This window comes from Methanomethylovorans sp. (genome assembly GCF_041447285.1).
Classification (GTDB): Archaea; Halobacteriota; Methanosarcinia; order Methanosarcinales; family Methanosarcinaceae; genus Methanomethylovorans.
Window position 1 is genome coordinate 104,145 of record NZ_JBGMEB010000014.1, and the last position, 22,445, is coordinate 126,589.

Annotated in this window: 23 protein-coding genes and 1 tRNA gene; 17 read left to right on the forward strand and 7 right to left on the reverse strand. The window is 39.1% G+C overall.

Annotated elements, in window-relative coordinates; all coding sequences use genetic code 11:
* Positions 1-12 precede the first annotated feature (12 nt).
* From mtaC (ACC612_RS08945) to ACC612_RS08960, 4 genes are all read left to right on the forward strand, one after another.
* Positions 13-777 (forward strand): methanol--corrinoid protein MtaC, encoded by a 765-nt coding sequence (mtaC, locus tag ACC612_RS08945; RefSeq protein WP_371854182.1) that lies wholly within the window; start codon positions 13-15, stop codon positions 775-777.
* A gap of 631 nt (positions 778-1,408) precedes the next feature.
* The gene (mtaC, locus tag ACC612_RS08950) at positions 1,409-2,173 is read left to right on the forward strand and encodes a methanol--corrinoid protein MtaC (protein WP_371854183.1); all 765 of its coding nucleotides are present in this window, start codon (positions 1,409-1,411) and stop codon (positions 2,171-2,173) included.
* Positions 2,174-2,187: 14 nt separating this feature from the next.
* The gene (mtaB, locus tag ACC612_RS08955; RefSeq protein WP_371854184.1) at positions 2,188-3,567 is read left to right on the forward strand and encodes a methanol--corrinoid protein co-methyltransferase MtaB; all 1,380 of its coding nucleotides are present in this window, start codon (positions 2,188-2,190) and stop codon (positions 3,565-3,567) included.
* A gap of 352 nt (positions 3,568-3,919) precedes the next feature.
* Positions 3,920-4,105 carry a hypothetical protein gene (locus tag ACC612_RS08960; protein WP_371854185.1) on the forward strand — a complete coding sequence of 62 codons (186 nt, stop codon included), beginning with the start codon at positions 3,920-3,922 and terminating at the stop codon, positions 4,103-4,105.
* A 451-nt stretch (positions 4,106-4,556) separates the two neighbouring features.
* On the opposite strand, the gene ACC612_RS08965 is transcribed toward ACC612_RS08960, so the two are convergent.
* The 4 genes from ACC612_RS08965 to ACC612_RS08980 form a co-directional block, all read right to left on the reverse strand.
* Entirely contained in the window at positions 4,557-4,853 is a 297-nt protein-coding gene (locus tag ACC612_RS08965) for a hypothetical protein (RefSeq protein WP_371854186.1), read from the reverse strand.
* 379 nt (positions 4,854-5,232) lie between these two features.
* Positions 5,233-5,305 (reverse strand) — tRNA-Gln (locus ACC612_RS08970).
* A 53-nt stretch (positions 5,306-5,358) separates the two neighbouring features.
* A complete protein-coding gene (locus ACC612_RS08975; protein WP_371854187.1) occupies positions 5,359-5,760 on the reverse strand; it encodes a hypothetical protein in 402 nt (133 codons plus the stop codon).
* A gap of 16 nt (positions 5,761-5,776) precedes the next feature.
* Positions 5,777-6,103, reverse strand: coding sequence for a DUF2551 domain-containing protein (locus tag ACC612_RS08980; RefSeq protein ID WP_371854188.1), 327 nt, complete (start codon positions 6,101-6,103; stop codon positions 5,777-5,779).
* A 174-nt stretch (positions 6,104-6,277) separates the two neighbouring features.
* On the opposite strand from ACC612_RS08980, the gene ACC612_RS08985 reads away from it, so the two are divergent.
* The 11 genes from ACC612_RS08985 (at position 6,278) to ACC612_RS09035 (ending at position 17,754) form a co-directional block, all read left to right on the forward strand.
* Entirely contained in the window at positions 6,278-6,793 is a 516-nt protein-coding gene (locus ACC612_RS08985) for a hypothetical protein (RefSeq protein ID WP_371854189.1), read from the forward strand.
* Positions 6,794-8,283: 1,490 nt separating this feature from the next.
* The gene (locus ACC612_RS08990) at positions 8,284-9,420 is read left to right on the forward strand and encodes an MFS transporter (protein WP_371854190.1); all 1,137 of its coding nucleotides are present in this window, start codon (positions 8,284-8,286) and stop codon (positions 9,418-9,420) included.
* 196 nt (positions 9,421-9,616) lie between these two features.
* On the forward strand, positions 9,617-10,954 hold the full coding sequence (locus ACC612_RS08995; RefSeq protein WP_371854191.1) for a sulfatase-like hydrolase/transferase: 1,338 nt from the start codon (positions 9,617-9,619) through the stop codon (positions 10,952-10,954).
* Between the two features lie 61 nt (positions 10,955-11,015).
* Positions 11,016-11,858, forward strand: coding sequence for a metallophosphoesterase (locus tag ACC612_RS09000; RefSeq protein WP_371854192.1), 843 nt, complete (start codon positions 11,016-11,018; stop codon positions 11,856-11,858).
* A 47-nt stretch (positions 11,859-11,905) separates the two neighbouring features.
* Positions 11,906-12,112 (forward strand): sulfurtransferase TusA family protein, encoded by a 207-nt coding sequence (locus ACC612_RS09005; protein WP_371854229.1) that lies wholly within the window; start codon positions 11,906-11,908, stop codon positions 12,110-12,112.
* Positions 12,113-12,119: 7 nt separating this feature from the next.
* Positions 12,120-12,539: a DsrE/DsrF/DrsH-like family protein gene (locus tag ACC612_RS09010; RefSeq protein ID WP_371854193.1), complete on the forward strand. Its 420-nt coding sequence runs from the start codon at positions 12,120-12,122 to the stop codon at positions 12,537-12,539.
* Positions 12,540-12,551: 12 nt separating this feature from the next.
* The gene (locus ACC612_RS09015; protein ID WP_371854194.1) at positions 12,552-13,721 is read left to right on the forward strand and encodes a cysteine desulfurase family protein; all 1,170 of its coding nucleotides are present in this window, start codon (positions 12,552-12,554) and stop codon (positions 13,719-13,721) included.
* 9 nt (positions 13,722-13,730) lie between these two features.
* Positions 13,731-14,369 carry an iron-sulfur cluster assembly scaffold protein gene (locus ACC612_RS09020; RefSeq protein ID WP_371854195.1) on the forward strand — a complete coding sequence of 213 codons (639 nt, stop codon included), beginning with the start codon at positions 13,731-13,733 and terminating at the stop codon, positions 14,367-14,369.
* 24 nt (positions 14,370-14,393) lie between these two features.
* The gene (locus ACC612_RS09025; RefSeq protein WP_371854196.1) at positions 14,394-14,930 is read left to right on the forward strand and encodes a DUF2284 domain-containing protein; all 537 of its coding nucleotides are present in this window, start codon (positions 14,394-14,396) and stop codon (positions 14,928-14,930) included.
* 20 nt (positions 14,931-14,950) lie between these two features.
* A complete protein-coding gene (locus ACC612_RS09030; RefSeq protein WP_371854197.1) occupies positions 14,951-15,667 on the forward strand; it encodes a tetratricopeptide repeat protein in 717 nt (238 codons plus the stop codon).
* A 230-nt stretch (positions 15,668-15,897) separates the two neighbouring features.
* Positions 15,898-17,754 carry an AMP-binding protein gene (locus ACC612_RS09035; RefSeq protein WP_371854198.1) on the forward strand — a complete coding sequence of 619 codons (1,857 nt, stop codon included), beginning with the start codon at positions 15,898-15,900 and terminating at the stop codon, positions 17,752-17,754.
* 161 nt (positions 17,755-17,915) lie between these two features.
* Here the strand turns inward: ACC612_RS09035 and ACC612_RS09040 are convergent, their stop codons facing one another.
* On the reverse strand, positions 17,916-18,365 hold the full coding sequence (locus tag ACC612_RS09040; protein ID WP_371854199.1) for a GNAT family N-acetyltransferase: 450 nt from the start codon (positions 18,363-18,365) through the stop codon (positions 17,916-17,918).
* 302 nt (positions 18,366-18,667) lie between these two features.
* Between ACC612_RS09040 and ACC612_RS09045 the strand changes: the two genes are divergently transcribed.
* Entirely contained in the window at positions 18,668-19,276 is a 609-nt protein-coding gene (locus tag ACC612_RS09045) for a hypothetical protein (protein WP_371854200.1), read from the forward strand.
* A 72-nt stretch (positions 19,277-19,348) separates the two neighbouring features.
* Here ACC612_RS09045 and ACC612_RS09050 read toward each other — a convergent pair whose 3' ends face one another.
* Positions 19,349-19,642, reverse strand: a complete 294-nt coding sequence (locus tag ACC612_RS09050; RefSeq protein ID WP_371854201.1) for a DUF4405 domain-containing protein — start codon at positions 19,640-19,642, stop codon at positions 19,349-19,351.
* Between the two features lie 251 nt (positions 19,643-19,893).
* On the opposite strand from ACC612_RS09050, the gene ACC612_RS09055 reads away from it, so the two are divergent.
* Complete coding sequence (locus tag ACC612_RS09055) at positions 19,894-20,502, forward strand: GNAT family N-acetyltransferase (protein WP_371854202.1); 609 nt, start codon at positions 19,894-19,896, stop codon at positions 20,500-20,502.
* 137 nt (positions 20,503-20,639) lie between these two features.
* Here the strand turns inward: ACC612_RS09055 and hcp are convergent, their stop codons facing one another.
* The gene (hcp, locus tag ACC612_RS09060) at positions 20,640-22,259 is read right to left on the reverse strand and encodes a hydroxylamine reductase (protein WP_371854203.1); all 1,620 of its coding nucleotides are present in this window, start codon (positions 22,257-22,259) and stop codon (positions 20,640-20,642) included.
* Positions 22,260-22,445 lie beyond the last annotated feature (186 nt).

A 22,445-nucleotide genomic window follows, 5' to 3' on the forward strand; every position in this document is an offset into this window, starting at 1 on the left:
GAAGGAATTGACATGATAAACATTAATCCATCTGGGATTCTGGTAAGATATAATGTAAAGGCTGAAAAGGAGTTAAGTCCCGAAGAGGTGGCAAGAGAGCTATATCCAGAAGACGTGGTGATAAGGCCGATAGTTGAGGCTGTTTTTGAAGGTGATGAGGATGATGTAATCAATGCATTGGAGGATGCAATCAATGCTGGAAGGGATCCTTTATCCCTCATTGATGATGCTCTGATGCCAGGTATGAGTATTGTATCTGAACTCTATGATGATGGCATTCTTTTCCTTCCAGATGTTATCATATCTGCACATGCAATGACAGATGGAATTGAATACTGCAAGCAGAAATCTAATTCAACTCATGAGTTCAAAGGAAAGGTAGTGTCTTTTGTTGTAGAAGGAGATATGCATGATATTGGCAAGAAGATAGTCACTGTTCTTCTGCGTGCGAATGGTTATGAAGTCATAGATCTTGGAAGTGACGTGCTGGTTAGCGAAGTGATCACTGCCGTCAAGAAAGAAAAACCTATCATGCTTTCTGGAACAGCTTTAATGACAACTACCATGTATTCATTTAAAGAAATCAATAACCTCTTGCTTGAGAACAATATTAGTATTCCCTTTATATGTGGTGGAGGAGCTGTAAAACAGGATTTTGTATTTGGCTATGAACTTGGAGTTTATTGTGAGGATGCGGCAGATGCCCCAAAGATAGCTGATGAGATCCTGAAAGGTGCTGGTGTGGAAGAACTAAGAGATAAATTCCACAGACACTAATCGCACGCTGGGCTCCTCGCGCAGACAATATTTTGCTTGATTCATACATTTCTTTAATATATCTACTTTTTTATTTGAGATGATTAGTTCGCAGATAGAGTTATTTTTTCTATGGAATTCTAGATATTATTTAGTTATAAGATGTTATGTTGAACTAATCTCTGTTCTTTTTTAGTATGTCTTAATGCCTAGAACATTACTAGTACTTAAACATGTTGATACTTCTTAGTCTACATTTAATTCTAACTAAAAGTTACACAAAAAAACGCAATTGGTAGGTGTTAATGTGACTTCCAATTAATTTTCAATACAATTTATTGTAAATATCTTTTTATACTTGTATAGTATAGAGGATTCTAGTTGATAATATATAATCATTGTTACACATAAATGGATATATCTCTTATATATTATCAGGGTCAAGAAAATAAACGCAATCAATTGACTTCTTTTTTCTGTGTTTTTTCAGGTAAATTGTATATGGTCATGTCGAAATCTTTATATATTGTATCTAGCAAAAGCAAAAGTTTATATACGTGCGGAAGAGTTGCATGATTAGGTCGAAAGACCTCTAAGGTAGATTGGATCAAGGCTTATTCAAGCCTTAATAATAAATTGAAGGAAGTGTAGTATGCTAAAAATAGACTACAAGGATATATTAGTAAGATACAACGTAAAAATGGAAAAATCAATGACCCCAGAAGATGCTGCAGCAGAGCTGTATCCAAAGGATGCTCTCATTCGCCCAATTGCTGAAGCAATTTTTGAAGGTGAAGAAGATGATGTAATTGCAGGTCTCGAGAAGGCCATTGCAGCTGGAAAGAGTCCTATTTCCCTTATTGATGATGCCCTGATGGTTGGTATGGGTGTAGTAACAAACCTGTATGACCAGGGTATAATCTTCCTGCCAAACGTTATGATGTCTGCAGATGCAATGCTCGATGGTATCGAGTACTGTAAAGAGAAGTCTGGTGAGTCTCCAGAGTCAAAGGGCAAGATCGTTGTCCACGTAGCAGAAGGAGATGTCCACGACATCGGTAAGTCAATCGTTGCCGCACTCCTGCGAGCAAACGGTTATGAAGTAATCGACCTCGGAAGAGATGTGCCAGCAGCAGAAGTACTTGCAGCAGTTAAGGCACACAAACCAATAATGGTAACCGGTACTGCATTGATGACAACCACCATGTATGCATTCAAAGAGGTTAACGACCAGCTCCTTGAAGCAGGATTCAAGATCCCATTCGCATGCGGTGGCGGAGCAGTTAACCAGGACTTCGTTTCAACATATACACTCGGTGTCTATGGTGAAGAAGCAGCAGATGCACCAAAGATGGCAGATGCAATCCTGACCGGTGCTGGCGTAGACAAGCTTAGGGCAATGTTCCACAAACACTAAACGAGGTGAAAAAAATGGCAGTAAAAAGATACACACAGATGGCTTATGCAAATGCAGATGAGATGGTATTTGGTCGTTCAAAATATCCGGTAAAGGCAGGACTTGGAGTAGAGATCGGTGCAGGATGCACTATTGCTGAAGTTAACTACGCACCAAGACCAGAGGCAGGAGCTTCTAAAGAGAAACTGGTCAACGAGTACCAGAGAATTACAAAAGACATTCTTCAGAGAATGGTCCAGGTAGGTTTCCCTGCAGTAGTACTCGAAACAGAACACGTGCAGCAGATGACCAACAATCCTACATGGGGTGGCGAGGTCGCACACGCTCAGAAGACTATCATGGAAGAGTACTATGAGGAATATGGCCTGAAGTCCGCACTGAGGCACACCCCTGGTGACATCAGAGAGAACAAGGACTACATGGACCTCCGGGGAGACAAGTACTCTGTCGTTATGGAATCATTCGAAGCTGTTGCAGAAGGCGGAGCAGACCTGTTATCCATTGAGTCAATGGGTGGAAAGGAAATATTTGACTATGCAATTCTGAGGAACGACATTGGCGGCATGCTCTACGCAATTGGTGTATTGGGCAGCATGGACATGGAATACCTCTGGCAGGATATCACAAAGGTAGCCCAGAAGAAGAACGTTGTTTCAGCTGGTGACACCGACTGTGCACAGGCAAACACTGCAATGTTCATTGCAGGTGGACTTCTCGACAAGAACCTGGCACACACTCTTGCAATCATCGCAAGGAGCCTGGCAGGAGCAAGGACACTCTCCGGATATGAAGCCGGTGCAGTAGGTCCAGGAAAAGACTGCGGATACGAGAACATCTTCGTAAAGGCAATCACTGGTATGCCAATGGCCTTTGAAGGCAAGACCTCTACCTGTGCTCACTCTGATGTAATGGGTAACCTCATCATGCAGTGCTGTGACCTCTGGTCTAATGAGTCTGTTGAATACCACTCTGAATTCGGTGGTACCACAGTCCAGTGCTGGTCTGAGACACTCAGCTACGACTGCGCATTGATGAACGTTGCACTCAAGTCCGGAAACGAGAAGATTCTCAGGGATCTGCTGGTAGCATCTGACAAGTACAGAGACCCACAGTCCTACATACTTGCATACGACAACGCATACAAGGTCGGTCAGGCAATTGTAAAGGACGGTAACGACCTGTACCTCCGTGCAAAGAACGCTGCTCTGGAATGCTGCAACCTGCTGACCTCCGCAGAAGGCCTTGAAATGACAAGGTTCGAGATCAATGCATTGCAGAAGGCAAAGGGCGAACTGGAAGCACTCACTGCAGACGCAGATAAGTTCATGAGCGACTGCATGGACAAGTACAAGGCCGAAATAAAGGTCTTCAAGCCAGAGAACTACGGTCTCTAAATACAATATGTAAGGGTTTCACTTCAAACCCTTACTTTTTATTCCCAAAAACAAAAACGAACTTTCCAAAAATTATGATTATACAAAGGCTTGCAGAAAAACTTGTTTGGGGTCTATAGTCTGATCAGTTTTACCTCCTTCCTATCTGATCAATCTACTAAACAGTCAAGTTTCTGTAAGCCCTTTCTCCATAAAATATGGTTTATTCACTCCACAGTGTTTTAGTTTATAAAGGCTCGTCTATTTTTTCGAAAGATTTTTTGTGGATAATGACAATGATACTAGTAAAATGCTGTTCAAATGTGCAAGCATTCAATGACTCTTGTAAAGGTATAAGATTGAGTTCTACCACTTGGCACCCTTTATTCTTCTCATTTTTGGATTCTTTCGTGTGGTGATATCCGGCGAGCCCCTGGGGTGGGTTCAGAGGCTTCAATTGAAGGACATAGAGACACCTGTGCAATTATCTGATCTTCTTACACAGGCTGAATTTGAACGTCTCATGGGGCCTGTAGACATCCTGGGGAAAAGGCATTGATAGCTGTCTTGCTGATTCCGGTATCCTTGCAGAAGCTCTGGTATCCTGCAGAATAAAGCACGTGAATTTCAACCAGTAAGGTGCTATTATCTATCTCTCCGAGGTCGGAAAAGCCAACAAGACAACGCCAGCAAAGGGGATACCACTTATATTGTCAACAGATCACCTTAATCAATGGTTGGTTATACGTCCTCTCCATGGAGATTCTGAAGCCCCACTGCGGATAAACATAGCTATGGATCGAACACCTATGAGTAATCAAAGTGTCCTTCATAACTTATGAGAAATGTGGACTTTAGATGAAGATAAGAAGCGGTAACTCTTAAGAAATGTCCACGCTGTAACAATTTATTATTAAGGCTCATTCTAACTTTAGATATCATTCAGATGATCTAGAAACACAAGTTGGCTTTGTTAGGTGAGTGGAGAAAAGTTAAGACAAAAGTTCTTTTCAAAAGCCTCTGTTACTTCCAATCGGATGGATTTCTCTGTGCAATTCGCTATCATCGATAGAAATCAAACTGGTCAAACTATTATTGAGGTGTGTCATATCAGTTATACATCTATCCTCACACTGATATGGCAATTTTTTAAAAGCTTCCAGTATATCATCTGTTACTCCATTTCTAACTCGTACTATGGCATGACATAATTTCAGGAAAGCTTCCTTGTGTTCATCCGTCATAATATCCCCAGACTCGTTAAGCTCGCGTTGAGCTCTGTAATATCTGATATTCATCCTACTCATATTCATCCCTTTTCAAACGACCAAGAGGAAAATATCATTATACAATATCTCATATAAATGTACTTATTGCAATCTACTGTTGGCGTTTTTACTATATTTTTATATTTGAAATTACTGGGATTAGAAAACATAAAAAAGAAGTCGACCTTATTCAGAACAATTATACTATTTTTAGGGGCAATTCTTTGAACAACATATTATAAATGACAAAGAGAAGTCAAAAGATGGTAGATTTTGGGTAAGAAAACCATAAATGGATTTCAAAATGTAAGAACATGCAAAATAATGTCTTTGGGGCAAATCCTTAGACGCTAAAAAATTGGATGTGGAGATAGAGTAAAAAAGCAGTAACTGTTTAGGACTGCAATATAATATTTAGTAGCCCGGCACGGATTCGAACCGAGGTTGCGGGATCCAGAGTCCTGCATGATTGACCACTACACTACCGGGCTGCAGTGAATGCATCTCCTTAATTGTAGATTTCGTATATTAATGTATCGCTTGATTACAGGCTATCGGGATTTTCATTAAGAACCGCTGTCCACCACCATCTTGCCATATCCAGCAGGTCTTTACTGAATTGGCCAGAAAGGCGGTATTCTCGGTTACGATTAGAGATCAGGCCAGCTCCTAATAACTTATTACGCATGGAATAAAAGGAACCGCGATCAACTCCAAGCTGTTCCATGATCTCTTTCCATTCATTTGATTTAAGAGGGTTACCACTCTTCTGTCTTTCTTCTATCATCAGAAGAAACTTCTGCCCTCGTATGGCTGTAGTTTCTTCCTGGAACAAACGCCTCATCAAGCTATAATACGGATCTCTTGAATGGGTGATCCTTGTATTAGAGTCGGATCTAATCACAATGGTAGTTGATGTCCTTGGTGCGTCTTTTACAATGGACATTTCATTAAGCTATCTCTCAGATTCCAGCTATCTGCTTGTTTTTTGATTCAAGCTCAGTACGCAACATTTCTGCATATTCTTCTTTAAGGGAATATACAATTGGTGTTTTGTACGATTCTTTGTAGGATCTGAGTATACCGAGTTTGGAATAGATATACCCTACCATAGAGGCAACTGCACTTCTAGATATCTCAAATTTTGACGTGATCTTCTGATGCAGTTCATCTATTGTGGTCTTTTGAACCTGTAAGAACACAGATAGTATATGGCTGCGTAGTCCATCGACATCCAACTCGATAAAAGTCTGCAGTCTACGTTTTATTTTGGATTTTATTGAATCCATAGTTACACCTCTGCCAAAGCATTATACAGTTATTATTGATTATAGTATAAAAATGTTTGTAATAAATGAGTAGAAGATGCACAAATATGGCCAAAGCTGCTTAAGTGAGAGCGAGTAATATCGATAAAGTTATCAATAAAGATTATGATATCATCCTCTGAATGTGGTAGCATCATGCTTTTTAAATACGATTCTTCTAATAATTTCTTGCAGGTGGACAATACTATCTTTCCATCTTATGATCTGACGGAAAACCCTATTGGTTCATGTAGTTTCTGCGATGCTCAGATAATAAGTAAAAGTTATCATGATCTTGGTGCTAATATAGCAGTTGTTGCTTATTGTGAAAAATGTGGTGCTCCTTTTGTTAATTTATATGATCGGGAATGGAACTGGCTAAACGAACAACCTATCTCTCACTTTTTTTTATACCAGGACTCGGACGTACAGATTAGAGATGTTGCCAACAATGAAGACGCTCAGATGGTTGAAAACTTAGCTGTGGATCAGTATTTTAAGGATGTTTCTAAGGTACCTATGAATAAACTTACTACTATATTCTCTCCTTCTGAAATCGAGGCCATGATCTCAAAATCTCTTGGAGAAAAATATGTAAGGCAATACTTGTATAGGGCTCGCAAAAAGTATCCAAAATTCAGGGATGTATTTGGGATCACTTTGGACATCTAAAAAACTCTCACTTTTTTAATACTCCGTTTTATGACTGTTGCAATGGCTCATTTCAAAGATTTTTCAAAAATCGCATTTTTGACATTTTATATTCTTTGTCCATCCGAGTTATTATTTTAAACTGTATATCGATGTCAACAATTGGCTTTATTCACGCAAGTAACTGTTAAATGTTACGTCAAGTTTTATTTCTACATATGCCTTAATTTTTAATATGTGTATCGTAGATTAGTTACATACTAACTTATAAAGTTTATTTTTAATTATTGAAAAATAAACTAAAAGATTGTATTTGTACACTTTTTTTACCAGTTATTGTAATAGTTATATTTATTAACCTATGCTATAAAATAATTTATGTAAATAATAAGTAACTAACTTCTTGCTTTTCTATAAATTTTGTGTTAAATATCACTGTAAGTAATATTTTATTAGAAGTTTTAATTGTGTTTGTCTATTTTAATCATGTCCACTCATTTAGTTGAACTTGTACGCTGGATTTATTGTGGTGGTCAGAGCATGGAAAGGGGGTAATATCTGTTCATATAGTATATGTGTTCAATTCTCTCAAGTAGAAAATAAGTACATTTTTCTCAACTCATCAATTACAAAGACTATGTGAATATGGGGGTTTTGACCTGCAACCCCCCCATTCTCTACATGATTTACCTCTCAATTCGATTAGATGGGGATTCAACAATACTATTCATATAGTACTTATGAACAAGTGCCGTGTTATGTATTCTAATACTAAATTCAGGTCTAATTCCTATTTTTACATGTGTGTTTCTTGACAGTTTTGATCCACTGAGGGTAGACTAAACGCTCGGAAAAATATATTATAAATATAGTTGAATAAAATTGAGATTTTGTGCTTCGTGTGCTGGAAGAAGAAGGCGACAAAAATGAAAAGTGAGTGTTCTTTTCATGGTACCTTTCATCCATCACTGGTAGACTAAACGTTTCAAAAAACATATTATAAATATAGGTTAATAAAAATCACATTTCTCAATTATGTCTTGAGTGTATAAACAAGTAAGTCTCATTTTACTCTTTACTTATTATTCTTTTGTCCTATTCTCTTTCTAGCAATTTAGAATGTAGTAAATCGATTGCTCTTCATAATTACTTCTAAAAAAGCCATTTTATTTAGTTCCTCGGGTCTTTTTTTTTAAAAAGTAATCCTCCACTGTATAGTGTATATTTTATACAATATGTGTTGTAACTTTAGCGTATGTTTAACTATATACTTTTGAGTATCGTTATTATCCTATATGTTTATACATTGTGTCGGCTGAACTATCTACTCAATAGTATACTTAATTGTATATTATTCAACTTAAACATTTTTCCATCATATCTGTGAAAAAACTTTAATTAAATATTGAAAGTTTAAATTTGAATTTATTTAACACTTAATATCAGCGGAATAATTATAAATTCTGAGTACATTGCACTTTTACGGTTCACTTTTGAGGTATGAATACTCCATGAAAAAAGATAGATATTTTGTATATGCTACTGTGTTCCTGATAATGGGTTTATCCAATTCAGTCATACCTGTGTTGCCAGAGCTGGCAGTATTAGATCATTCGTCTCATAGCGCTTTAGCTTCATCCTTATTGTTTTCGGCATATTTTATTGGTGCATTACTCACAATGCTACCATTTGGTTTCCTTTCTGACATATACGGTAAAAAAAAGCTAGTGGTTTTCAGCATGCTACTCACATCTGTTGCGGGAATAATGCTGCTGGAAATGAAGGGGATCTATTGGCTCATTCTTGCAAGGTTGATAGAAGGTACGGCATGTGGTGCTTTTTTCCCATCAGCATATTCTTTACTTTCAGAATATGAGGAACGAAACAGATTATTTGGTGAGTTTAATTTTCTGCTCAACGCTGGCCTTGCAGTGAGTATTATTATCTCCGGCTATATTGCACACCGGTACATAAAAGGAGGAATTTTCCTTTTTACTGTACTTTCTATAATCTTACTTTTGATTGGATTAAGAGATCAAAAATCTACCGAAAAAGTGAGAGATAGAAACAAGAAAAAATCAGCAAATAGTGATATCCAAACACTTTCAGGCATAAAGAGTATAATATTCAAGCAGAATTATCTGAGAATATGGTCCAGTTCATTTTTGTTGTTTGGTGTTACAGGAGTTGTGCTTGCTCTATATCCTGATTATAGTATTGATTTTTTGAGCAAGAAAGAACTTAGTATAGCAATTGCAGGGATGTATGCCAGTTCAATGATCACTAATATTATTGCAGGAAGACTTCGGCTACATTATAATAATATGATCCGAAATGGGCTTATCTTTGCTGCACTGGGTACAATGCTTACGATATATAACCCAATAGTCGGTTTCATTCTTGTAGGCATAGGATCAGGCATCGGTTTGATAGGTATACCTGTTGCTGTATCTCTTATGCATAATAATAGAGGGCTTTTGATGGGAATCTTCAACACATACACTTATGCAGGCATGGGGTTCATGCCCATTATCGCGGGTGCTCTTATATCGGAATTGGGCTTCAAATTGGTATTTGTCCTTTGCGGCCTTGCCCTTTGTCTGCCAATATTCATGGCCAACAAACTGGAAAGTGAGAGTAAAATGTAGTACATCGTATTTATGGGATTATCCTCATCGCAAAATAAATAGAAACTTTATTATATAATACGTCTGATTGAAATGCATGGTTAACTTGTTAACAGCAACAGTAAACAATAGAAAAATTAGTTCATGCAATTTATTGTTCATATTATCCTTTTATTGTCTTTGCTCAGCAATTCCTGCATCTGCATATACTGAGGTTATGGTAAATCCAATTCCTACTCCTTCTGGTATGGTCCTTGTGATCGTAGATGGGCTGGGAGCACCTTATATTTATGCTGAACACACACCATATTCTCTGGATGGTAAATCCCTTCAAGTTCCTTATTTTCACAATTTATCCATATTAGGAACAACCGGAGCTAAGATATCTGAGATAAGAGCTCCTCAAACATACACAGAAGCAGGTCATTCAGTGCTTGTTACGGGAAATTCTCAGGCACTTTCGGATACTGTTAGTGTACCAATGTCCACAATATATGATGTTGCACACGATTATGGGTATCTGGCTTTCGGAATTATGGAAAAAGGTGACTCTTCAAGCATATGTGCTGAACATGATGTGATAGTCCATGATGCGTCAAATTCCATGAATAATCCTGGTCTGGTGGTGGAATCCTCGATAACCGCTTCATCTGACATTGTTTGCAAGGATATCAAGAGGATTATGGAACAACAAGCCTTGAAACTTCCCATTCAGCTACAGGAATCAAAACAAACTTCTCAGGAAAGATATAATATCTACGATAAATGGGCTTTGGAAACAGCTTCACAAGTCGTAGATTACATGGCCGAAGAAGCACCTGAACAGAAATACATCCTTACAGTGAATGTAGGGGCAGTTGATGCAGCCGGACATTACAGAAAATATGATGGCTACATTGGCACTATACAGAGTCTTGACAGGGATATTATACCACTGTATCAGACATGCATGGAAAATAACATCGCATTCATATTCACAGCTGACCACGGAATGGGTTTTACAACATCTGACAGCAAAGGAGGACATCAGTCAGATACATATTCAGGAATGGGTGAAACTCAGATGATACCTTTTGTAGTACATGCACCTGATGTGCCTACGCAAGTTCTTCGTGAAGAATATAACCAGCAGGACATTGCTTCTACAATTCTGAGCATACTGAACCTGCCAAACGGACTCAGGAATTCCGATGGTATTCAGATGCCCTTAAAGGAACATATTACCCTGGGAGTACATGGACCCTCCCCAGGTGCAGTTGAGCTCTGGACTGAGGGAAAACTGATAACACAGGCTTCAAATGATGAGAATTATGTATTCATTGGATTGGACAGAGAGAAAAATTATACTGTAAAGTTTATCACTGATGATACTTCTGAGATCTTCCAGAAAGAAATAGAACCTGCTTCAGAACAACTTGTCGTCTTCAATAAGGACACTTCTGATTCAGATTCAAATCAATACTGGAAGCCTAGATATATAATAGGAGCCCTAATTATTATATTGATCAATGTAGTGGGACTTGTATACATTAGGAAAATACTGAAGGATGATTAATTAGCATATCATTAATGCCATCGGCATTATTGTCGGTTACAAATTATCCGGGGTGGGGAAAATGCCTGTAGGGCTTATGAAATTATCCGGAATGCTACCAGCAATGGAGAATATTCTTGCCTTGGAAAAACCTGTAATAACCCTCAGACTACCTTGTATGGTGGTAGGCGATCTGCACGGCAACAAGAAAGCTCTTGACTTCATTATTGATATGTGGGGATCATTTAGATGTCCACAGTTACTTTTCCTTGGAGACTATGTAGACCGAGGAAATGCATCTGTAGACGTGCTGATCACCTTATTTGAAATGAAGCAGCAAAACTGGAAGGACATTATTTTACTTCGGGGCAATCATGAAAGTCCAGAAATGAACCGTAAATATGGATTTTTTGATGAGATTAACAGGAATGAAAATATATTGTCAGAGGTAACATCCGTCTTTGAAAAACTTCCAGTTGCGGCAATTATTCAGGAAAAGATTTTCTGCGTACATGGTGGTATCCCGGGTATTTGCAATATTGAGGACATTAGCAAAGATAATTCTTTAGAATTTCTCTGGAATGATCCTTGGGAACACAATGGAATGGGCTTTTCATCGAGGGGAATTGGTATGCACCAGTTTGGCAGGGATATTCTCGAAGACTTTCTTAAACTAAATCATCTCAGCATGATGATAAGAGCGCATAGTGCACTCTTGTCAGGGTATAAATGGCACTTTAACAAAAAACTGTTGTCTTTGTTCTCCACTCCTGAATATTGTGGTGCAGATAATCAGGGATCATTTGCATTGATCAGTGAATCTGATATGTGCATATATGTGTTTGGGGGAAAAGAGGGAAAGTATGAACTTATAGAAACGAGTTCTATTAACATATCACATATTTATAACATAAAGAGAGATTAACAATTGTGAATATATGAGTATGGGGTGATATTATAGCCACAATTGAAATAGATGTAAGGGGGCAGACATGCCCGGTACCACTTGTGGAATGCCGTAAAGCGCTTCGAAAAGCCTCTCCGGGAGATGAGGTTGTTGTAACTGGCACACATCCGGCATCAAAGAAAGAAATTCCTATGGCATGCGAATCTCTGGGGCTCGACGTTCTGGAGGTCGAAGACAAAGGCAATGAATGGAAAATAAGGATACGGAGGTAGTGATCAAATGGGGGATAAAGCTGTAATTGTAGTGCACAGTGGGGATATGGATAAGATCTACAGTGCTCTGATCATTGGAAACGGGGCACTTTCTATGGGCCTTGATGCTTCTTTGTACTTCACTTTCTGGGGCTTGCAGCGTCTTAAAAAGGGTGGCCTTGAAGCAGGTCCGCTTTCAAAGATGCACATGCTGGGCTTAGGTAAATGGATGGTGAAAAAAAGAATGCAGAAAGCCAATGTGGCGTCCCTTGAAAAGCTTATGCAGGATTATAAGGAGCTGGGTGGCCGGATCATTGCCTGTGAGATGACCATGGAGATCATGGGGATTAAAAAAGAAGAATTGCGTACAGAATGGATAGATGATTATGGGGCAGTAGGCACTTACATACACGAAGCAAAAGATGCCAGTATTACCCTTTTCATTTGACGGAGATTGAATATGTTCGACAAGATAACGTATCTGGACAATGCAGCCAGCACTCGCCTGGATGAACGCGTTCTGGAAGCTATGAAGCCTTATTTCTTTGACACGTATGCAGTAGCAACATCAGAGTTTGGCTATTCCATGGGAATAGATGCAAAGGAAGGGCTGATGGCTGCCAGGGAATCAATAGCGAAAACCCTTGGTGCATCTGCAGAAGAGCTTGTATTCACTTCCGGAGAAACAGAGTCTAGTAACATGGCCATCAAAGGCGTTACAGCTGCTTTAAGGAAGAAAAAAGGCTCACATATAATAGTATCTAAAATAGAAGATTTCCCGGTGCTCAATACTGCAAAGAGCCTAGAAAGACAAGGGTTCAAAGTAGATTACTTGAATGTAGATAATGAAGGATTTGTAGATTTAGAGCAGCTTGGCAGCCTTATAACTAAAGAGACTGCACTGGTATCCATTCAGCATGCCAATCAGGAGATCGGTACACTACAGGACATAAAATCCATTGCTGACATTTGCAGTGAAAAAGATGTGCTTTTGCATACTGATGCCACGCATACGTTCACTCGTGTACCACTGGATGTTCAAAAACTTCCCGTAGACCTAGTGAGCATGTCTGCGCATACAATACATGGTCCTAGAGGAGTTGGTGCTCTGTATATGCGTGAAGGCACTCCTCTGGAAAAATGGATGGATGGTGGCTACCAGGAATCAAATCGTAGGGCTGGTCTTGAAAATATCCCAGGAGCAGTGGGCTTTGCAAAGGCTGTGGAACTTGTGATGCCTGAAGAAAATACCAGGCTTGCGCAGATGCGGGATCATACGATCAGCAAAGCTTTGGAAGAAATCCCTCATGTTACACTAAACGGGAGCCGTACCAGCCGTACACCACAGAATGCCAACATTACGTTCCATTATGTAGAGGGAGAGTCAATGACATTGCATCTTGACATGCGAGGCTTTGCAGTGAGTACCGGATCTGCATGTTTCAGCAGATCACTGGAAGCTAGTCACGTAATCTTGGGTATTGGGGGTAATCATGAGAGAGCTCATGGTTCCCTGCGTTTCACTTTTAGCAGATATAACACCATGGAAGACGTGGATGCGGTCCTGGATGCTTTAAAAGAGATTATAGAAAAACTCAGAGAGATAAGTCCGCTATATGCGAAAAAGTGAGGTGATATCATGAAGTTTCCTTATACTGAGAAAGTGTTAGAACATTTCCGCAATCCTAAAAACGTAGGTAAGCTAGAGGATGCAGATGGCAAGGGTCTGGAAGGTAGTCCCGCCTGTGGAGATATGGTTGCAGTATACCTTAAAGTGAATCCTGAAACCACTGTAATAGATGATATAAAATTCGAGTCCTATGGGTGTGCTTCTAATATCGCTACTGCATCAATTATAACTGAAATGGCTAAAGGAAAGACTATAGCTGAGGCGAAGAAGATCACATGGCAGGAAGCAACTGATGAATTGGGAGGATTGCCTCCTGTAAAAAGACATTGTTCAGTACTGGCTGTAGAAGGTTTGAGGTCTGCCATACGGGATTATGAGGAAAAGCATGGTTTGATCAGTGAACAGGAGCCAACGACAGATGAAGTTGTAAGAAGCAGGTTAAAGCATGTAATGAATCCCATGGCAGGGCTTGATATAGTACGTACGGAACTTGTTACCAAGATAGAGGTAAAAGATGGAGCGGTAAGAGTTGTCCTTGACCTACCTTCCAGCCATCAGTTTGCAAACGCCATAAAGGAGGATTTGGTAGAAAAGCTTGAAGCTCTGTGGGATGTAAAAGAAGTCAAGGTTGTTTTCACCGAAGGATAAGAATAAAAACATGTACAGGTACCTATGAAAGAAAAAGAGGACATGCTTGTTGAAAGGGCTTTGGAACTAGGGTTGCGTGCTTATCCACTGGAAACTAAATATATCGAAGTGGAAAATCGTACTAGGCTAAAGTGTGCATACGGATGCAGAGGATATGGTAAACGTTTGAGCTGTCCTCCTCATGTTATGGATATCGATGAATTCAGAAAGGTACTTAAAGAGTACAATAGAGCCCTATTGCTTATTGAAGAGTATGATGTGTCAAATGAGCCAGATGTTCTCAAGGCATGGTCCCGCTTACGCAGGGAATCGTTCCATAAAATGCTACAGCTGGAATATCTTGCCTTCAGGCAAGGTTTTACCTATGCCCACTTATTAAGACCAGGTGCATGCAATGAATGTGATGTTTGTGCAGAAAAATGCAGAAAACCGGAGTTTCGCAGGTTCCCTCCGGAAGCTGTGGGCATCAATGTCGAAAAGGTTATGGATGTAGTGGGTGAAAAACTTGTATTTTGTGATGCTTCTAGCATTAAGTGTGTTGGCATTCTACTTATTTACTAAAAGGTTTAGGTTTCTGGTATATGAACTCAATAAAAGAAACTGCTAAAAGGGAGACAACAACGGCTTCCCAAAAGTTTGTTCAAATGGGGGATCGGGAAACAGACCCTGATAAAAAAGAACATTATTATAAGATGGCTCTGGAACTGGAACCAAAAAATGTATCTGCTCTCAATAAAATGGGCCTACTTTTTTATCAAAAAGGGGACCTAAGAGAAGCAATCAGATTTTTTGATGCTGTAGTTGACTCCGGAAAAGTACGCAATCTCTATCCCATTTATTTCAATAAAAGCATAGCTTTAAAGGCATTAAAAGAATACGAAGCTGCACTCAATTATATTTCTAAAGCGTTGCAGTATAGTTCTGGAAACCTGGAGGCACAAGAACTTAAGAGAGAGCTTCAGGATATAGTGGATGAAAAATATAGACGTCAGGCTGAGAGGGAAAAACAGGCTGAATATGCTGGTGTCAAATCCGAGAAAACATACAGATCCTGGAATCCTCCTACCATTTCTGTACTTGCAAATATGATGTATTATAAAGATTGGCATGCCTACAAGCATCGCAGTGACTTTGAGATCACAGATGCACAAAAACAAAAAATAGTAGCCAAGCTTGAGAATAAAGAATTTTGCTGCGCAACTTGCAATTATTATACAAACGGTGCGTGCAGGAAAAGAAAAAGGATACATGTAGGTGCAAAAGCCATCTGCAAAGCTTTTCAGCCTGGAAATCGGTAAATAGAGAATAACTTGCAATGATAGTGGCAAGAGTATTCATAAAGAAGTATGACCAGATAAAATATGAATTATCACTAATTTTGTTTATGGGGTGCTATCACCTGATATACACATTTTTGTTGAACTTTCTGAATATACAATGAGAATCTTAAATCGGATTCTTGATCTTGATTATCTAGTGCAACAAAAAGAAAAAGATTTAAAATACGTTGAGCACTTCGACATGTATAATGACACCAGAAAAATTACATTATCTCACACCACACGAAGTGGCTAAACATCTTAGAGTCGAAACAAAAACTGTTCATACATGGCTTCAGGAAGGGACTATGGATGGAGTAAAACTGGGTCGTCTCTGGAGAATTCCACGTTCTCAGCTGGAGCATGCTGATGATAATTGCTTTACACAGAATTCTCGCCTGTTGAACATTAAAGAGATCCCACGCAATATGTCCGACTACGGCAAGGTCAAGGAGGAATGGAACAATGAGGTTCCTGAGTATTTCAATTTTGGATATGATGTCATTGATGCGTGGGCAAAGGAAGACCGCAACAAACTTGCAATGATCTGGGTCAATCAACAGGGTGAAGAGAAAAAGTACACCTTCAGGGACATGATGAAACTCTCTAACCAGGCGGCAAATATCCTTATCAAATACGGGATAAATAAAGGAGACAGAGTTATTCTGATGCTTCACCGCGTGCCAGAATGGTGGATATTTGTAATTGCACTCACAAAACTTGGTGCTGTTGTATGCCCATGCCCGACACTTCTGACACCAAGTGATCTTCAGTACAGGATCAACGCGGGCAAATTCAAAATGATAGTTACGGACATGGAGAATGCACCAAAGGCCGATGAGATACGTGTTGAATGCCCCACTCTCAAGGAATGCATGGTGATTGATGGAAAAAGAGAGAATTGGGTCAGTTTCCAGCATGAGTTATTATATCCTGCACCAGTTTCACATAAATCAGTATCAATACCCGTACTTACTCTTTCCACAGATCCCATGCTAGTTTACTTTACCTCGGGAACTACGGGTAAAGCCAAGATGGCGCTTCACAATCATGCATATCCTCTGGGTCACAGGGTTACTGCGGAACTGTGGCAGGACCTGACCGAGAATGATCTGCATTTCACATTCTCTGATACTGGTTGGGCAAAATGCGCATGGGGCAAAATATTCGGGCAATGGATTGCTGGCTCATGTATTTTAGTGTATGATATTAGAGGAAAGTTTGAAGCAACCGAGCTGCTTCCGCTTATTGAGAAGTATGAAGTAACAACTTTCTGCTGCCCTCCCACTATTTACAGAATGCTTATACTTGCCGACCTGACAAAGTTCGACCTCACTCAGCTCAGGCATTGCTGCAGTGCAGGCGAGCCATTGAATCCTGAAGTGATCAAAGTATGGAGAGAGGGAACAGGTCTTAATATCTACGAAGGTTACGGGCAGACAGAAACCTGTTGTGCAATCTCATCTTTTGCCTGTTTAGACAATAAGCCGGGCTCAATGGGAAAACCGTCTCCTGGATGGAACATTGAATTGCATGATGAATACGGGAAACCGGTTAATAACTATGAAGAAGGAAGGATCGCTATCTCACTTGACCCGCGGCCGGTGGGGCTTCTTGTCAAATATCTTAATAACGATCAAGAAAACGAAAAATCATTCCAGAATGGATTCTATTATACCGGTGATAAGGCGTACACGGATGATGATGGATATTTCTGGTTCGTAGGTCGCGATGATGACGTCATAAAGAGTTCAGGTTACAGGATAGGTCCTTTCGAAGTTGAAAGTGCACTTCTTGAACATCCGGCTGTACAGGAATCTGCTGTTATTGGTTCTCCTGATAATATAAGAGGCATGATAGTCAAGGCTTTTGTAGTGCTGAACGAAGGGTTCCAACCTTCGGAAAAACTGATACAGGAACTTCAAAACCATGTAAAGCACACAACAGCACCATACAAATACCCCCGTTCTATTGAATTCATGGACGAATTGCCAAAAACAATTGGTGGTAAGATAATGAGGAAAAAACTTCGGGAGATGGACTACAAAAAGCTCCAAAATGAATGATACTAAATATTAGATACAGAGGATAAGAAAAGTAATTCTTCCAATTATTTTTTAATATCCTCTTACAATAGTTTTAAATTAATCTCATTTTAAGTAATGACTATTTCACTCTGTAGAAATGCCCATTTGAACAGAGCCAGAAAAACACTATTAAGTAAATCTTATGTATTTTGCAAATATCCACTATCAGACTCAGACATGTACTGGTTTAATTTTGCCATTGCAGTACGCATTCGCTTAAAACCACATTTCAAATAGAAGCCCTCACGTCCGGGAACAGAATAGAGTATTATATTCTCCACAGACAATTGTTCGCACAATTTTTCAATTATCTTCTTGCCTATTCCTTTTCCTTGATATTCAGGCAGTACTACCATGTCATATATCACAGTCTGGTATTCACCGTCGCTCAATGCTCTTCCCATTCCTATCAGTTTATCAGAGTCATATGCTACTACTACAGCATAACTTGCCTCAAAAGCCCTTTTAAGTTTACCTGGGTCACGCTGCTGTGAACCCAGAGGAGCACGTTCGAACAAGGTGACTGCATCAGCCCAATTAACTGCTTCCAGACCAGTACTAAAATACACACCTTGAATACTATTGGTCATGATAGTCTCAAATCCAGTAGAGATGTATTATTATAAAAATTTATGTTTGCTTTTCGTTGCGATCTTAATCAGATTCAATAAAAAAACTCTTAGCAAGCTGGAATTGTTGAGTTACAAAGGGTTTTGTAGATAAATCAGCATCATTAGCCTAAAATGTCAATTCTAAAACGATATATCTAGAGACATTATTTAAAAACTTAAATTAAATTTGTTCCTCGAAAAGAGACGATTTATAGTAAAGCAGAAAATCTAATTTACTATAAAGTTGATGTTGCATATCATTATTCTCAGGAGCCTTCATCATGAAATTACCCGCCCCCATAAAAAACGCCCTGATCGAAGCAAACATTTCCTTGTATGCTGAGAGCAAACCATCTTCCAGAACCAACGAAAAACCTCTTGCTTTCAAGATCCCCATGGCTCAGATAATCGAAGATACAAAATATTTCGGTATCAATGAATCAGACATTCAAGCCACGATCATAGAAAATCCGAATTCTCTGTCATACATAGAAGACTCCAAAGCTATACAGTTCATTCCATCCTTCACCCGGACCTGCGACCTTTATAATGAGATTCTTGATGAAATCAAGACAAATACATCCGCCAATCCAAAATTCACAATTGGGTATGACCCTGCAATAAAAGAAGCTCTCATTTATCATTTCTTTACTGGTTCCCTCGTTCTGATGGTCCCTGAAGATATGTCTAATCTATCTCAACTTAAATTTGCACTAAAAGCAGGAGGTAGTAAACTTCGTTCTATTATTGATATGACAGGCGGCTGGATCTACGTATTCCCAAAATACATAATGGAATCCCAGGAATGTGGCAAAATACCAGCCAAGGACACCAATGTTGAAGAAGTTCTGGCAAGTTACCTGAACGATATGTTTCTGGGAGATGCCTGAATTCAAAGCAAATGGCTGATCTCCTCGTTATTTTTTACTTCATAAGGTGAAATGCACCTATTAGAATCTCACCTACCGATCAACACTGCATTCATTGTCTTGTTTTTTAAAAATACTTTTAGTAGCGCAGTATATCCATCCTTTATGCAATGCAAGGTGTATTGCAGTAAAAACCGTCATCATGATAGCTGACCTGTTATGTATAAGTGTCCATGTAGCCTTCGTAATTCCTAAATATTCCTGATATCTGCCCCGTGGAACACCTGAAGGTATCACAAACAACATAACAAATCCTGTAACTGCAATTATCAAGAATAGTACAGTCAAAATGACATCTACGGAGTAATTAAGCTTCACCCTGTTCATTTGTTATCCTCTTTTAATTTAATGTCAACACATAATTTATTTGAATGTATCCATATTTCTGATGTTTTACTCAATTCTGACTTGATATTGAAGAGCTAATTGAAAATAGCAAAAATACTTATAGTCTTATGGGAGAATTGTGAACAGTTATATAGAGCAAAGGATTTTTATTTTGATATGAAAATGGATTTAACTCTGATTTCTTGTTAATTTTGGGCTGGATTTATTTTAGAAGGAAGGAGACAATAGTAATGAATATTTCTATCAGATCAGAAGAAGAAAAAGACTTCAAATATGTAGAAAATATGACCAGAGAAGCATTCTGGGACCTATATAAGCCCGGATGTGATGAACATCTTGTAGTGCATAAAATAAGAAAAGTACCTGCATTTGTAAAAGAACTGGATTTTATTGCATGTGATAAGGATACAATTGTTGGCAATATTATCTATTCAAGAGCTAAGGTAGTAAATGAGGAAAGTAAAGAATCTGAAGTTTTATGTATGGGCCCGGTTACAGTATTGCCATCATATCAAAAGCAAGGAATCGGTTCTTTATTGATGAATCATTCTATCAAAAAGGCAAAGCAGCTGGGATATAAAGGTATAATAATCTTTGGAAATCCTGACTATTATCAACGCTTTGGTTTTGTAAATGCTAAAGAATATAATATCCAGACATCCTGGGGTGAAAATATGGATGCTTTTATGGCATTAGAACTCTACGAGGGTAGCTTGAAGGATGTTTCAGGAAAATTTTATGAGGACGAAGTTTTTAAAATTGAAAATAAAGAGCTGGGGGATTTTGAAAAGCAATTTCCCCATAAAGAAAAGCATGTTACTGACACTCAATTAAAGTAGGATTCAATCAATAGGTATAGAAGACAAAAGTAAATAAATTCATGAATAGAATTTCTTTTGATGAAATTCCGAATGATTATTTACCAACAGTACTGGAGATTTGTGAAATATCACTCGGTTAAAGGCCAAGTGGCAGTTCACTTTAAGAGCCTCTGCATGTCTTCTTCTATAGTGCTGTTCGGCGTTATATTGAACTTCTCTACCAGAACATTGAGAACATTCGGTGAGATAAATGCCGGTAGCTTTGGACCAAGGGTAATATTATGTATTTCGAGCCTTAGGAGGGTAAGTAATACAAGGACTGCTTTTTGTTCGTACCATGCGATGTTGTACGAGATCGGTGCTTCGTTAACATCTGTAAATCCAAGTCTGGCCATAAGTCCTTGTGCAATGACGATCAGTGAAAATGAATCATTACACTGTCCTGCATCCAGTACCCTTGGAATCCCATCAATGTCCCCGAGATTAAGTTTGTTGTAGCGATATTTTGCACATCCGGCGGTAAGTATGACCGTATCCTTTGGCAGTGCTTCTGCAAAATCCGTATAATACTGCCTCTCCTTGTGACGTCCGTCACATCCTGCCATGACAATGAACTTCTTTATCTTGCCTGCTTTGACGGCATTAATGATCTTGTCCGCGTTAGATAGTACAGAATTATAAGCAAATCCGGTCGTGACGGTGCCTTCTTCCAGTTGTACCGGAGGTTTGCACTGCTTTGCCTGCTCGATGATAACCGAAAAGTCTTTCTTACCATTTTCAGCCACAATATGTGTGGCACCATCATAACCTACGGGACCTGTAGTGTATAACCTGTCAATATAGGTATTTCTTGGAGGAACTATGCAGTTGGTAGTCAACAATATTGGTCCGTTGAAGCTCTCGAACTCCTGCTGCTGGCGGCACCATGATCCGCCGTAGTTGCCGATCAGATGTTCATACTTCTTAAATTCAGGATATGAATTTGCAGGCAGCATTTCCCCATGAGTATAAACATCGACACCTGTCCCCTCGGTTTGATCCAATAGTTGTTTCAGGTCATTCAGATCATGCCCACTGACAAGGATTCCAGGCTTGTCTCTTGTTCCAATATTGACTTGTGTAGGTTCCGGATTTCCGAATGCAGTGGTATTTGCCATATCGAGTTCTGCCATTACATCAAAACCCATCTCCCCACATTTTAGGACCAATGAGATGAGCTTCTTATCATCCAGATTGTCATCCGTGGTTGACACAAGGGCTTCTTCTAAAAATGAATTTACTTTTTTACTGGAATGTCCAAGCATCATAGCGTGGTATGCATATGCTGCTATTCCTTTGACACCATAGGTCAACAGTTCTCTTAATGATCGGATATCTTCATCCACTGTTGCAAGTATGCCGGTATTCCTGTCCTTGATGTTTAAAGGAGTCAAAGTTGCGATCCCGGGTATATCTTTTTCATCAAGCAGATTGTTATCAAGAAGTTTTTGCTTGATCTCTTTCTGAAGCTTCAATCCCCTGTCGATGCGGTCCCGAATTCCGCTCGCTCTGAAATCGGTATTCGTTATGGTTGAGAACAGCGCATCGAGCATAAACTCATCAGTGCTCTTTTCAAAAATACCTGCCTTTCTTGCTTTCTGGTTGTAGAATGCAATGCTTTTAAGCACATAGATGAGATCGTCCTGTAGGTCTGCGACTTCCCCTTTCTTACCGCACATTCCATTATTTGTGCAGCTTTCCCCGCTCATCGTTTCTTCACACTGGTAGCAGAACATTTTGTCACCTTCATATATATGATGTGTAATATGTTTATTACTTTTTATGCTACTATACCTACAACCCCCAGTCTATCATGAGCATTCAGAGTAAATAACCTGTCAGACTCGACATTCTTGAGACATATCCTTCTATTAGTATAGGTATATTAAAGGAGATACCAAATGTGTTCATGTCTTAAGCAT